General features: G+C 72.9%; 10 protein-coding genes. 6 read left to right on the top strand and 4 right to left on the bottom strand.

The features are described from left to right. The first annotated feature begins 16 nt into the window (after positions 1 to 16). The 4 genes from nuoL to LN037_RS27315 are packed head-to-tail and all read left to right on the top strand — an operon-like array spanning position 17 to position 6,345. Positions 17 to 2,032: an NADH-quinone oxidoreductase subunit L gene (gene nuoL, locus LN037_RS27330; protein ID WP_230759430.1), complete on the top strand. Its 2,016-nt coding sequence runs from the start codon at positions 17 to 19 to the stop codon at positions 2,030 to 2,032. Beyond that, positions 2,029 to 3,687, top strand: coding sequence for an NADH-quinone oxidoreductase subunit M (locus LN037_RS27325; protein ID WP_230759428.1), 1,659 nt, complete (start codon positions 2,029 to 2,031; stop codon positions 3,685 to 3,687). Before nuoL ends, LN037_RS27325 begins: the two co-directional genes overlap by 4 nt. Next, positions 3,687 to 5,315 carry an NADH-quinone oxidoreductase subunit NuoN gene (nuoN, locus tag LN037_RS27320; RefSeq protein ID WP_230759427.1) on the top strand — a complete coding sequence of 543 codons (1,629 nt, stop codon included), beginning with the start codon at positions 3,687 to 3,689 and terminating at the stop codon, positions 5,313 to 5,315. The genes LN037_RS27325 and nuoN overlap by 1 nt, the downstream gene beginning before the upstream one ends. Positions 5,316 to 5,319: 4 nt before the next feature. Continuing rightward, a complete protein-coding gene (locus LN037_RS27315; RefSeq protein ID WP_230759425.1) occupies positions 5,320 to 6,345 on the top strand; it encodes a polyprenyl synthetase family protein in 1,026 nt (341 codons plus the stop codon). Here LN037_RS27315 and rarD read toward each other — a convergent pair. Then, positions 6,321 to 7,274 carry an EamA family transporter RarD gene (rarD, locus tag LN037_RS27310; protein ID WP_230759423.1) on the bottom strand — a complete coding sequence of 318 codons (954 nt, stop codon included), beginning with the start codon at positions 7,272 to 7,274 and terminating at the stop codon, positions 6,321 to 6,323. The two genes, LN037_RS27315 and rarD, sit on opposite strands and share 25 nt — an antisense overlap. A 98-nt stretch (positions 7,275 to 7,372) precedes the next feature. On the opposite strand from rarD, the gene LN037_RS27305 reads away from it, so the two are divergent. Beyond that, on the top strand, positions 7,373 to 8,290 hold the full coding sequence (locus LN037_RS27305; protein ID WP_230759422.1) for a patatin-like phospholipase family protein: 918 nt from the start codon (positions 7,373 to 7,375) through the stop codon (positions 8,288 to 8,290). A 133-nt stretch (positions 8,291 to 8,423) separates the two neighbouring features. Here the strand turns inward: LN037_RS27305 and LN037_RS27300 are convergent, their stop codons facing one another. From LN037_RS27300 to LN037_RS27290, 3 genes are all read right to left on the bottom strand, one after another. Continuing rightward, positions 8,424 to 9,518 (bottom strand): 2-oxoacid:ferredoxin oxidoreductase subunit beta, encoded by a 1,095-nt coding sequence (locus LN037_RS27300; RefSeq protein WP_230759420.1) that lies wholly within the window; start codon positions 9,516 to 9,518, stop codon positions 8,424 to 8,426. Beyond that, on the bottom strand, positions 9,515 to 11,434 hold the full coding sequence (locus tag LN037_RS27295) for a 2-oxoacid:acceptor oxidoreductase subunit alpha (protein WP_230759419.1): 1,920 nt from the start codon (positions 11,432 to 11,434) through the stop codon (positions 9,515 to 9,517). Before LN037_RS27295 ends, LN037_RS27300 begins: the two co-directional genes overlap by 4 nt. Positions 11,435 to 11,568: 134 nt before the next feature. Further along, on the bottom strand, positions 11,569 to 12,411 hold the full coding sequence (locus LN037_RS27290; protein WP_230759417.1) for an enoyl-CoA hydratase-related protein: 843 nt from the start codon (positions 12,409 to 12,411) through the stop codon (positions 11,569 to 11,571). A gap of 27 nt (positions 12,412 to 12,438) precedes the next feature. On the opposite strand from LN037_RS27290, the gene LN037_RS27285 reads away from it, so the two are divergent. After that, positions 12,439 to 13,014, top strand: coding sequence for a PaaI family thioesterase (locus LN037_RS27285; protein WP_230759415.1), 576 nt, complete (start codon positions 12,439 to 12,441; stop codon positions 13,012 to 13,014). Positions 13,015 to 13,075 lie beyond the last annotated feature (61 nt).

Here is a 13,075-nt window from a genome sequence, read left to right as displayed (position 1 = left end):
CTCCGTGAATACCGCGATGCTCACCGAGTTGCCCCCCGTGGCCGAGGCGACGGGAGCCGGCACCGCTGCCTGGCTCCTGGTCGCGCTGCCGGCCCTGGGCGCCGCGGTGCTCTTCCTCGGCGGCCGGCGCACCGACCGCTGGGGCCACCTGCTCGGCACCGCCACGGTGCTGGCCTCGTTCGTCTACGGCGTCGTGCTGTTCGTGTCCGCGCTCGCCCTGCCGGGCGAGGAGCGGGTGCGCGAGCTGCCGCTCTACGAGTGGTTCGCCTCCGGCTCGTTGTCGGTGGAGTTCGGGCTGCGCCTGGACCCGCTGTCGCTGACGTTCGTGCTGCTCATCACCGGCGTCGGGTCGCTGATCCACATCTACTCGGTGGGCTACATGGCCCATGACGAGAACCGGCGCAAGTTCTTCGCGATGCTCAACCTGTTCGTCGCGTCGATGCTCGTGCTGGTCCTCGGCAACGGCTTCCTCACCCTCTACCTCGGGTGGGAGGGCGTGGGCCTCGCGTCGTACCTGCTCATCGGCTTCTACGTGCAGCGCCCGCTCGCGGCGTCCGCGGCGAAGAAGGCCTTCCTGATGAACCGGGTCGGCGACGTCGGGCTCGCCCTCGCGATCTTCATCCTGTTCGCGCAGCTGGGCACGACGCAGTACACCGAGGTCTTCGCCCGCGCCGGGGAGCTCTCGCCCGGGGCGATCACCGCCGTGGCCCTGCTGCTCCTGCTCGGGGCCTGCGGCAAGTCGGGTCAGTTCCCGCTGCAGGCGTGGCTCCCCGACGCGATGGAGGGCCCGACCCCGGTCTCGGCCCTCATCCACGCCGCCACGATGGTGACGGCGGGTGTCTACCTGGTCGCCCGCACGCACCCGATCTACGACCTCACGCCGACCGGCCAGCTCGTCGTGACCATCGTCGGAGCGGTCACGCTGCTCATCGGCGCGATCGTCGGCTGCGCCTACGACGACATCAAGAAGGTCCTGGCCTACTCCACGGTGAGCCAGATCGGCTACATGATGCTCGCCGTCGGGCTCGGCCCGATCGGTTACGCGGCCGGTCTCGCCCACCTGCTGACCCACGGCTTCTTCAAGGCCGGGCTCTTCCTCGGGGCCGGGTCGGTGATGCACGGCATGGCCGACGAGACCGACATGCGCCGGTTCGGCGGGCTGTGGCGGCACATGCCGGTCACCTTCGCCACGTTCACGCTCGGCTACCTGGCCCTGATCGGGTTCCCGTTCCTGTCCGGCTTCTACTCGAAGGACCTCATCATCGAGGCCGCCCTGGGCGGGCCGCCCGTGCGCGGGTGGCTGCTGGGCGGCGCGGCGCTCCTGGCGGCCGGACTCACCGCCTTCTACATGACGCGCCTGATGCTCATGACCTTCTTCGGCCCGGAGCGGTGGCGCTCGCTCACCCCGCGGGCGGCCCCGTGGGACCCGTCGCTGGAGAGCGAGGCGGCCCCGCAGCACCCGGAGCCCGGCCACGGGTCCCCGGAGCACTACCACCCGCACGAGTCGCCGGCCTCGATGACGGTGCCGATGATCGTGCTGGCCGTCGGCTCGGTCGGTGCCGGTGCGTTCCTGGTCGTCGGGGAGCGCCTCGGCGGCTGGCTCGAGCCGTCGATCGGCCCGCTGCGTGAGGTCGAGGAGGCCGTCATCCCGACGGGGCTCGTCCCCGGCATCGCGACGGTGCTCATGCTCCTCGGCGTCGGGATCGCCTACCTCACGGTCGGCCGGAAGCCGGTGCCGGTGGAGCGTCCGCAGCGGGTGTCGCTGCCGGTGCGGGCCGCCCGCGCCGACCTCTACGCCAACGCGATCAACGAGGGGCTCGTCGCGCGGCCCGGCCTCTGGCTGTCCCGCGCGCTGGTCTACCTCGACAACCGCGGGGTGGACGGGGCCGTCAACGGCACCGCCGCCCTGCTCGGCGGGGCGTCGGGCCGGGCCCGGCGCGCCCAGACCGGATTCGTGCGCTCGTACGCGCTGACGATGCTGGGAGGCTCGCTCGTGCTGGTCGCGGCGTTGCTGGCGGTGGCGCTGCCGTGAGCGCCCTCGTGATCGTCCTCGTCCTGCTGCCCCTGCTGGGGGCGGCGGTGTGCGGCGCCCTGGTCAAGGGCGGCCGCGACGCGTCGGCGAAGTCGCTGGGCTTCGGGGTGTCCCTCGTCGAGCTGGTCCTGGTCGCCGTCGTGTGGGGGTTGTTCGACCCCAGCGCGCCGACGCGCTTCCAGGGTGAGTCCTCGGTGGAGTGGATCCCCGCCTTCGGGGTGTCGTTCTCGCTGGGGCTCGACGGCATCGCCCTCGCGATGATCGCGCTGCTGGCGGTGCTCGTCCCGATCGTCATCGCGTACACGTCCTTCACGTCCGCGGCCGAGCGGTTCCCCGACGGTCCCGAGGGCGAGCCCCGCGGCGCGGGCGGCTTCGTCGCGCTGATGCTGTCGCTGCAGGGTGTGCTGGTGGCCCTGTTCGCCGCCACCGACGTCTTCGTCTTCTACGTGATGTTCGAGGTCATGCTCGTCCCGATGTACTTCATCATCGGGCGCTTCGGCGGGGCCCGGCGGCAGTACGCGGCGGTCAAGTTCTTCCTGTACTCGTTCCTCGGCGGGCTGATCATGCTCGGCTCGGTGATCGGGATCTACGTCGCGAGCGGCACCCGTCTGGGCGCGGCCACGTTCGACTGGGCGGAGCTGCAGCGCCTCGCGGCCCAGCTGCCGGAGTCGACGCAGATCCTCCTGTTCCTCGGGTTCTTCGCCGCGTTCGCGATCAAGGCACCGCTGGTGCCGCTCCACACGTGGCTGCCCGACGCCGGTGCGCAGGCCCCGATCGGCGGCGGCGTGATCCTGGTCGGCGTCCTGGACAAGGTCGGCGTCTTCGGGTTCCTGCGCTACTGCCTGCCGCTGTTCCCGCTGGCCTCGCAGACCCTGGCGCCGCTGGTGCTCGTGCTCTCGGTGATCGGCGTGCTCTACGGCGCGCTGCTCGCCGCCATGCAGACCGACATGAAGCGCTTCGTCTCCTACACCTCGATCGCCCACTTCGGGTTCATCGGGCTGGGGATCTTCGCCTTCTCGCAGCAGGCCGTCGCGGGCTCGGCGCTCTACATGGTCAACCACGGCATCTCGACGGCGATGCTCTTCCTCGTCGTCGGCATGCTCGCCGCGCGCGGCGGGTCCACGCAGATCGCCGACTACGGCGGCGTCGGGAAGATCGCGCCGGTGCTCGCCGGCCTCTTCCTCCTGGCCGGTCTGACCACGTTGTCGCTGCCGGGCACGAACTCGTTCGTCTCCGAGTTCCTGGTGCTCATCGGCTCCTGGCCGCGCGAGCCGGTCTACACCGTGATCGCCACCGTCGGGATCATCTTCGCCGCGCTCTACGTGCTCTGGGTCTACCAGCGCACGATGACCGGCCCGCTGCGCGGCGAGGCCGTCGTCGGCGGTGGCCCGGGGGCGGCCACCGCGCGGGCGCTGGCCGGCGGCCCGGGGTTCTCCGACACCGTCGACACGGACCCGCCCGACGCGGCGCGCCGGGCACGCTTCGGTGACCTGTCCGGCCGGGAGATCGGCGTGCTGGCGCCGCTGGTGCTGCTGATCTTCCTGCTCGGCTTCTTCCCGCAGCCCCTGCTCGACGTCATCAACCCGGCGGTCTCCGCCACGATGAGCGAGGTCGGCGTGGCCGACCCGGTCGGCCCGAACGGAGTGGCCCGCTGATGGGTGTCCCCAGCCAGATCACCGCCGCCGCCCTCGGCGTCGACTACGCGGCCCTCGCGCCGCTGCTGATCCTCTTCGTGGGCGCGATCGTGTCGGTGCTGATCGAGACCGTCCTCCCGCACCACCGGCGCCGCCCGGTCCAGCTCGCGGTCACCCTGGCCGTCGTGGTCCTCGCGCTCGCCGCGGTGATCGTCCGGGCGACGACGGGGGCGGCGGACGTCGTCGTCCTCGCCGGGGCGATCTCCGTCGACGCCCCGAGCCTGTTCCTGTGGGGCACGCTGCTCGCGTTGGCGATCCCGTCGGTGCTGCTGCTGGCCGACCGCTCGATCGAGCCGGGCGGGGTGTTCCTGCCCGACCCCGAGGCGCTCGCCGCGGCCCGCGACCGCGTCGGCGCCCTCGCCGGCGGCGGGTCCGACACCGGACGGCCGGGCGCGGGCGGCTCCCGCGGCGGCACGGGCTCCGGCGACGGCGGCCCGGCGCCGGAGATGCACACCGAGGTCTTCCCGTTCGTGCTCTTCGCCCTGCTGGGCATGCTGGCGTTCTGCGCCGCGAACGACCTCATCACGATGTTCGTGGCCCTCGAGGTGCTCAGCCTGCCGCTGTACCTGCTGTGCGGGCTCGCCCGGCGCCGGCGGCTGCTGTCGCAGGAGTCGGCGGTCAAGTACTTCCTGCTCGGGGCGTTCGCGTCCGCGTTCTTCATCTACGGCGTCGCCCTGCTCTACGGCTACGCCGGCTCCGTGCGGCTCTCCGACATCGCCGCGGCGGCGGCGGGCCCGCTGCGCTCGGACACCCTGCTCTTCGGCGGGCTGGCGCTCATCGTGGTCGGCCTGATGTTCAAGGCCTCGGTGGGGCCGTTCCACACGTGGACCCCCGACGTCTACCAGGGCGCCCCGACGGCCGTGACCGCGTTCATGGCCGCCTGCACCAAGGTCGCCGCGTTCGGCGCGATCCTGCGCGTGTTCACGGTGGCCTTCGGCACCACGGCGCTGGAGTGGCGCGGGGTGCTGTGGGCCGTCGCGATCGCGTCGATGGTGATCGGCACCGTGCTCGGGATCACGCAGACCGATCTCAAGCGCATGGTGGCCTACTCCTCGGTGGCCCACGCCGGCTTCCTGCTGATCGGCTGCCTCGCGATCACCCCGGCCGGGCTGTCCGGCACGCTGTTCTACCTCCTGGCCTACGGCTTCACGACGATCGCGATCCTCGGCCTGGTCTCGCTCGTGCGCGGCGGCGACGGCGAGGCCGGTCACCTCTCGGGGTACGCGGGCCTCGCGCAACGGTCCCCGGTGGTCGCGGCGTCCCTGTCGTTCTGCCTCCTCGCGCTCGCCGGCGTGCCGCTGACCAGCGGGTTCACCGCGAAGTTCGCGGTGTTCTCGGCGGGTCTCGCCGACGGCATGGCGCCGCTGGTCATCGTGGGCCTGGTCTGCAGCGCGATCGCCGCGTTCTTCTACCTGCGCGTGATCGTGCTCATGTACTTCTCGGACCCCGCCCCGGACGGACCGACCGTCAGCCTCCCCGGCCCGATGACCACGGTGGCGATCACGCTGGGCGTCGCCGTGACCTTGCTCCTGGGAGTGCTCCCCACGGCCGCCCTGGAGTGGGCCGGGGCCGGAACTTTCCTAGGCTGAGGGAGTGAGCACGCAGCGCCCGGCCCCGCACGGACTGACCCAGGTCGCCGGACTCCCCCTCGGTGACGAGGCCCTCGCGGCCGAGGTGGCGTCCGGACTGGAACGCGTGGAGGACCTGCTCCGCCAGGAGGTGCACAGCGACTACCGCTTCGTGGCGGACACGTCGCTGCACCTCATCGAGGCCGGCGGCAAACGGTTCCGTCCGCTCCTGACGCTGCTCGCCGCCCAGCTGGCGGGCGGCACCAGCGAGGACGTCGTGGTCGCCGCCACGTCGGTGGAGCTCGTCCACCTCGCGACGCTCTACCACGACGACGTGATGGACGAGGCCGTGATGCGCCGCGGTGCGCAGAGCGCCAACGCGCGGTGGGACAACACCGTCGCGATCCTCACCGGCGACTACCTGTTCGCCCACGCCTCCCGGCTCGTCTCCCAGCTCGGGCCGGACGCGGTGCGGATCATCGCCGAGACGTTCGCCGAGCTCGTGACCGGCCAGATGCGGGAGACCCGCGGTGCCCGCGGCGACGATCCCGTCGAGCACTACATGGCGGTCATCGCGGAGAAGACCGGCTCCCTCATCGCGACGGCGGGTCGGTTCGGTGCGATGTTCGCGGGCGCGGCCCCGGAGCACGTGGAGGCGCTGCGGCGCTTCGGCGAGATCATCGGCACGGCCTTCCAGGTCTCCGACGACATCATCGACATCGCCTCGCCGTCGGGGGACTCGGGCAAGACGCCGGGCACGGACCTGCGGGAGGGCGTCGCGACGCTGCCGGTGCTCTACGCGCTGGCCGACGACGGTCCGGACGCCGACCGGCTCCGCGCCCTGGGGGTGGGGGAGAAGGAGATCGCCGACGACGCGGTGGTCGACGAGGCCCTCGGCATCCTGCGCGCCTCGGACGGCCTCGCCCGCGCCCGCACCGCCCTCGACGAGCAGGCGGACGCCGCCCGGGCCGAGCTGGCGGGGCTGCCGGCGGGTCCCGCCCGCGATGCCCTCGCGGCGCTGCTGGACTACACCGTCGACCGCGTCGGCTGAGGCGGACGGGCCCCGGCGGGGCCCGACACCCGTCGTCGGGACGAGGTCCACCCGTCGACGGCGAACACCAGCAGCGCGACCCACACGAGCACGAACCCGACCCACCGCGCGGGCGGCATCGGCTCGTGGTCGACGAGCACGCCCCAGGCGAACTGCATCGTCGGGTTCACGTACTGCAGCAGCCCGAGGGTGGCCAGGGGGAGCCGCTTCGCGCCGAAGGCGAACAGCAGCAGCGGCAGCGCCGTGACCGGCCCGGCGAGGACCAGCAGCACGGTGTGCCCGGTGCCCTGGCCGAACGTGCCGACGCCGACCGCCTGCAGCCACACCAGGTAGCCGATCGCGACCGGCCCGAGGAGGAAGCCCTCGGCGGTGAGCCCGGCGACGGGCGCGAGCTGCACCCGCTTCTTCAGCAGGCCGTAGAGGCCGAAGCTGCCGGCGAGGACGAGGGAGACCCACGGCAGCGCGCCGGTGCCCGCCCAGAGCACCGCCACGGCCACCGTCGCGACCCCGACGGCGACCCACTGGGTGCGCCGCAGCCGCTCGCCGAGGACGAGCACGGCGAGCACCACCGAGACCAGCGGGTTCACGTAGTAGCCCAGGGCGCTCTCGACCACGCGGTCGTGCGTGACGCCCCAGATGAAGACGCCCCAGTTGATGGTGATCAGCACGCTCGCGGCGGTGATCGTCAGCCAGGTGCGCAGCGACTGCCCGCGCAGCTCCGACCAGCCGCGCACCGCCGTGAGGACGACGAGCATCCCCACCAGCGTCCAGGCGATCCGGTGGGCGAGGATCTCGACCGACCCCGCGGGGGCCAGGAGCGGCCAGAAGGCCGGGAACGCGCCCCACAGGACGTACGCGCCGAGCGCGGCGGCGAGACCCGAGCGGGGAGGGCGGACGGTCGGGTCGGTCGTCGCTCGTTCGTCCGGCACGACCTCGACCCCATCACGGGATACGTGCGCTACGCACCTGCTATTCGCGAGGAGGTGGCAGGCCGACCCGTCGGCGCCCCGTCCACGAACATGACCACGTGCACCCGGTGATCGAGATCCTGCGGGCCCGGCGGGAACGCGGCTCCTCCGACGACGGACACCGGGTCGCGCTGGCGATCGAGGGCGGCGGCTCGCGGGCGACGCTGTCGGGCGGGATGGCGCTGGGGCTCGCGGAGGCGGGCCTCTCCACCGCGTTCGACGCCGTGTACGGGGCCTCGGCGGGCACCATCAACGGCGCGTGGTTCGTCGCCGGGGAGACCGCGCGCGGCATCCCGGCCTGGTACCGGCCCGGCGTGATGCGGCGGGTGACGGGCGTGGCGCGGATGCTGCGCGGGCGCCCGCTCGTCGACATGCGGTGGGTGACCGACGAGCTCTACCGCGACGTGGTGCCGCTCGAGTGGGCGGCCGTGCGCGCGTCGCCGGTGCCGCTGCACCCCATGGCGACCGACGCCGACACGGGCGCCTCGGTGGACCTGCGGCCGCTCGTGCACGACGACGCCTCGCTGCGCGCCGCCGTGCGGGCGTCCACACACCTGCCGATCCTCGGCGGGCCGCCGGTGGAGGTGGGCGGGCGGCGGTTCCTGGACGCGGCGCTGGCCGAGACGCTGCCGTACCGGACGCCGCTGGCCCAGGGCATGACGCACGTGCTCCTCCTGCGGACCCGCCGCGAGGACGACCCGGTCCGCCCGCCGTGGCGCTCGGGCGACCTGCTGGCGCGGCTGGTCCTGAGGCTCGGGACGCCGGGTGCGGCCGCGGCCTGGCGGGACCGCCACGAGCGCCAGCTGGCCGACGAGGAGGACCTCCGCGGCCGGTGCGCGGACACGGTGCACGCGCTGCGGCCCCCCGCGGGCAGCCGTGACGTCGGCCAGCGCGAGACCGACGAGGCGGTGCTGCGCGAGGCGGTCGAGGTGGGGCGCCGCGTGGCGCTGGAGGCGCTGGGCGCGAGAGGGACGTGAGGCAGGTTCGCGGGCGGCCGGGACTGCCTGGTGTGCACCTCGCGGCCGCGGACCGGGCTCGCGGACGACACGAGGCCGGCCCCCGCGTCGGGGGACCGGCCTCGTCGTCGTGCGGAGGAGTGCTCCGGGAGTCCTACGCCTCCTGCTCGGGCGTCGGCATGACCGCCCAGGTGTCCTTGCCCGTGAGCAGTGCCTGCAGGTTGTCGCCGCGCTGCTCGGCCTGCTCGGTGGCGGCCTTCACCTGCGCGCGGGCACCGTCGTCGTAGGTGGGCCGGTCGACCTTGCGGAAGATGCCCGTGACGGTGTGCGTCAGGTCCTGGTCGGACAGCCGCGAGAGCGCGAACGCCTGCGTCGGGTCCTGCTCGCCGGCGCGGTGGGTGACGAGGGCGTCCTCGCCGACCTCGGCCACCGGGCGCACCTCGAGCCCGCCGGAGTCCGAGCGCACGACGCCGTACTCGCCGTCGTTGCCGAACCGGATGGGCTCGCCGTCGGCCAGCGGGATGAGCCGCTGGGCCACGTCGTCGCCCTTGCGCAGGACGTCGAACGACCCGTCGTTGAAGATCGGGCAGTCCTGGAAGATCTCCACCAGGGAGGCGCCGCGGTGCGCGGCGGCCTGGCGCAGGACCTCGGTGAGGCCCTTGCGGTCGGAGTCCAGCGCGCGGCCGACGAACGTGGCCTCCGCGCCCAGGGCGAGCGAGACCGGGTTGAACGGGGCGTCGACGGAGCCCATCGGGGTCGACTTCGTGACCTTGCCGACCTCCGAGGTCGGCGAGTACTGGCCCTTGGTCAGCCCGTAGATCCGGTTGTTGAACAGCAGGATCGTGATGTTCATGTTGCGGCGCAGCGCGTGGATCAGGTGGTTGCCACCGATCGAGAGCGCGTCGCCGTCACCGGTCACGACCCACACCGACAGGTCCGGCCGCGACACCGCGAGCCCGGTCGCGATCGCCGGCGCGCGGCCGTGGATCGAGTGCATCCCGTAGGTGTCGAGGTAGTACGGGAAGCGCGACGAGCAGCCGATGCCCGAGACGAACACGATGTTCTCGCGCTTGAGGCCGAGCTCGGGCAGGAAGGACCGCACCGAGGCGAGCACGGCGTAGTCACCGCAGCCCGGGCACCAGCGCACCTCCTGGTCGGAGGTGTAGTCCTTCGCCTTCTGCGGGGCGTCGGTGGTGGGAACGAGGTCCAGGCCCCCGAGCTGGGGGGTGGGCAGGTCCACGGCGGTCATGCGGGAAGGTCCCCCTTCACGGCGTCGGTGAGGACGCCGGCGAGCTCTTCGGCCTGGAACGGCAGGCCGGCCACCTTGGTGTAGGAGCGGACGTCGACCAGGTACTTCGCGCGCAGCATCATCGCGAACTGGCCGAGGTTCATCTCCGGGACGACGACGCGGCGGTAGCGGGCCAGCACGTCGCCGAGGTTGCCCGGCAGCGGGTTCATCGAGCGCACGTGCGCCTGCGCCACGTTCATGCCGGCGGCGCGGACGCGGCGGCACGCCGCACCGATCGGCCCGAACGTCGAGCCCCAGCCGAGCACGAGCACCTCGGCCTCGCCGGACGGGTCGTCGACGGTGACGTCGTCGACCTCGACACCGTCGATCTTGGCCTGGCGCAGCCGGACCATGCGGTCGTGGTTGTCCGGGTCGTAGGAGATCGAGCCGCGCCCGTCGGCCTTCTCCAGGCCGCCGATGCGGTGCTCGAGGCCCGGCGTGCCCGGGACCGCCCACGGACGGGCCAGGGTGTCGTCGTCGCGCAGGTACGGCCAGAACTCGCTGCCGTCGGGCGAGTTCGGCTCGGTGGCGAACTCGACGGACAGGTCGGGCAGGTCCGCCACGTCGGGCACGTTCCACGGCTCGGAGCCGTTGGCGATCGCGCCGTCGGAGAGCAGGAAGACCGGCGTGCGGTACTTCAGGGCGATGTGCGCGGCCTGGATGGCGGCGTCGAAGCACTCGCTCGGCGACGCCGGCGCGATGATCGGCACCGGGGCCTCGCCGTTGCGGCCGTACATGGCCTGCAGCAGGTCGGCCTGCTCGGTCTTGGTCGGCAGACCGGTCGACGGGCCGCCGCGCTGCACGTCGAGGATCAGCAGCGGCAGCTCGAGCGCAACGGCGAGACCGATCGTCTCCGACTTCAGCGCCACACCCGGCCCGGAGGTCGACGTGACGCCGAGCGCGCCGCCGAACGAGGCGCCGAGCGCCGCGCCGATGCCCGCGATCTCGTCCTCGGCCTGGAACGTGGTCACGCCCATGCCCTTGTGCTTGGACAGCTCGTGCAGCACGTCGGAGGCCGGGGTGATCGGGTAGGTGCCGAGGAACACCGGGAGCTTCGAGAGCTGCCCGGCGGCGACGACGCCGTAGGCGAGCGCGAGGTTGCCGGTGATCTGGCGGTAGGTGCCCGTGGGCAGCGCCGCCGGCGCGACCTCGTAGGTGACCGCGAACGACTCGGTGGTCTCGCCGTAGTTCCAGCCGGTGCGGAACGCGAGGATGTTGGCCTCGGCCAGCTCCGGCTTCTTGGCGAACTTCTCGCGCAGGAACTGCTCGGTGCCCTCGGTGCCGCGGTGGTACATCCACGACAGCAGCCCGAGCGCGAACATGTTCTTCGCACGCTCGGCGTCCTTCTTGGACATGCCGGTCGGCTCGAGCGCGGTGCGCGTGATCGTCGCCATCGCGACCTGGTGCACCTGGTACGGCGCCAGCGAGTCGTCCTCGAGCGGGTTCGACTCGTAGCCGACCTTCGCCAGGTTCCGCTTCGTGAACTCGTCGGTGTTCACGATCAGCACCTGGCCGTGCGGCAGGTCCTTCAGGTTCGCCTTGAGCGCCGCCGGGTTCATCGCGACGAGGACGTCCGGCCGGTCACCCGGGGTCAGGATGTCGTAGTCGGCGAAGTGGAGCTGGAAGCTCGACACCCCGGGCAGCGTCCCGGCAGGGGCCCGGATCTCGGCGGGGAAGTTGGGCAGGGTGGCCAGGTCGTTGCCGAACGCCGCGGCCTCCGAGGTGAACCGGTCCCCGGTCAGCTGCATCCCGTCGCCGGAGTCACCGGCGAAGCGGATGACGACGCGGTGGGTCTGCCTGACCTCGGTCTGCCGGATCTCGCCGTGGGCCACCAGGCGGTCGGGGAGATCGGCCCCGACCTCGGTGTCAGTGCTCATCGAGCGATCCAGTCCCTTCCTCATCCTGCGTGGCGCGCGCAAACACCACGTCAAATCTCCACGCTAACCCTGTGGTGATCGCCGCACGGGCCGGGTTCGTCACGGGTCACAGCGCTGGACCGAACAAGGTGACCTCACGACCGCTTCCGGAGTCGCTCCAGCCCCTCCCGGAACGCCGGCGAGCGCAGCGACGCGAGCTGCGGCCCGACCTCCACCGTCACCGCCTCCGCGTGGTCGGTGAGCGCGGAGGTCGTGCGGATCGACGCCTTGGTGGCGCGCACCAGGTCCCGACCGGCACGCGCCGAGAACCCCGCGAGGCGCAGCGCCTCCACCACGACGGGCGAGTGGCCCTGCTCGGGCACCTCACCCGGGACCCGGCGCAGCACGAGCCCGGTCCGCTCCGCGGCGGCCGCGTCCATCGCCTCGCCGCCGAGCAGCATCGCGATCGTGGTCTGCTGCCCGACGAGGCGCTGGGTCATCCACGTCATGCCGCCGCCCGGGTGGATGCCCAGGCGCAGGAAGCCGGGCTCGAAGCGCGCGGTGTCCCCGGCGAGCCGGATGTCGGCGGCGAGCGCCATGTTGATGCCCGCCCCCACCGCGGGCCCGTCGACGGCGGCGATCGTCGGCAGCGGACAGGCGGCGAGGCGGAGGAATCCCGCGTAGACGCCGCGGATGGAGTCCTCGCCGTCCTGCCCGGTCGTCGCGCCGACGGCCGCCAGCTCGTCGAGGTCGCCGCCCGCGCAGAACGCGGGTCCGCGGTCGGCGGCGCCGGTGACGACGACGGCGTGGACGCGCTCGTCGGCCTCCACCTCGTCGAGGACCGCGACGAGAGCGTCCGAGAGGGCACGGCTCATCGCGTTGCGCCGCTTCGGGTCGCGCAGCGTCACGAGCGCGATGACGCCGCTGTCCTCCCGCGCGCCCTCCGGCGCGATCCGCTCGAGCAGGACGTCGGGGGTGTTGTCTGCCACGGCCGACATCCTCCCCGAGACCGTTAGCGTGCGCTCATGGCCGCGTCCCCCAGCCTGGAACTCCCCGCCGACGCCAGGAGAGCCGTCCGCCACGCGGACGCCCCGGGTGTCGGCGAGCGGATCCCGGCGCACTCCGCGGTGTGCTTCGGCTGCGCCGACCTGCCGCACGGGCTGCGCCTGAGGTCCTGGGTGGCCGACGACGCGGACGGCGCGGCGGCGGTGTGGAGCCGGATGGAGCTGCGGCCCGACCAGCAGGGCGCCCCCGGCCTGCTGCACGGCGGGCTGCTCACCGCGGCGTTCGACGAGGTCCTCGGAGCGGTGGTCTCCCTGGTCACGCGGCCCTGCGTCACGGCACGGCTGGAGACCGACTTCCGCCGGCCCATGCCGATCGGGTCGACCCTGTGGCTGCACGGCCGTGTCGACGGCCGCGTCGACCGCAAGCTGTACCTCACCGGCACCGCCCACCTCGACGCGCAGGACGGGCCCGTCGTCGGGACCGCGCGGGGCCTGTTCCTCAAGGTCGGGATGGAGCACTTCCTGCGCAACAGCCGACCCGAGGACCTGGAGGCCCTGGGCGTGTCGGCGGAGCAGATCCGGGCCGCCCGCGGCTGACCCGGGAACGCGCTCCCTCGCCCGTTCGTTGATCCGTGCGTACGACCGGTCGGATCGGCAG

This window comes from Actinomycetospora soli (assembly GCF_021026295.1).
GTDB lineage: Bacteria > Actinomycetota > Actinomycetes > Mycobacteriales > Pseudonocardiaceae > Actinomycetospora > Actinomycetospora soli.
The sequence above is the reverse complement of the archived record's forward strand: the minus strand, read 5'-3'. Positions and strand labels throughout refer to the sequence as shown.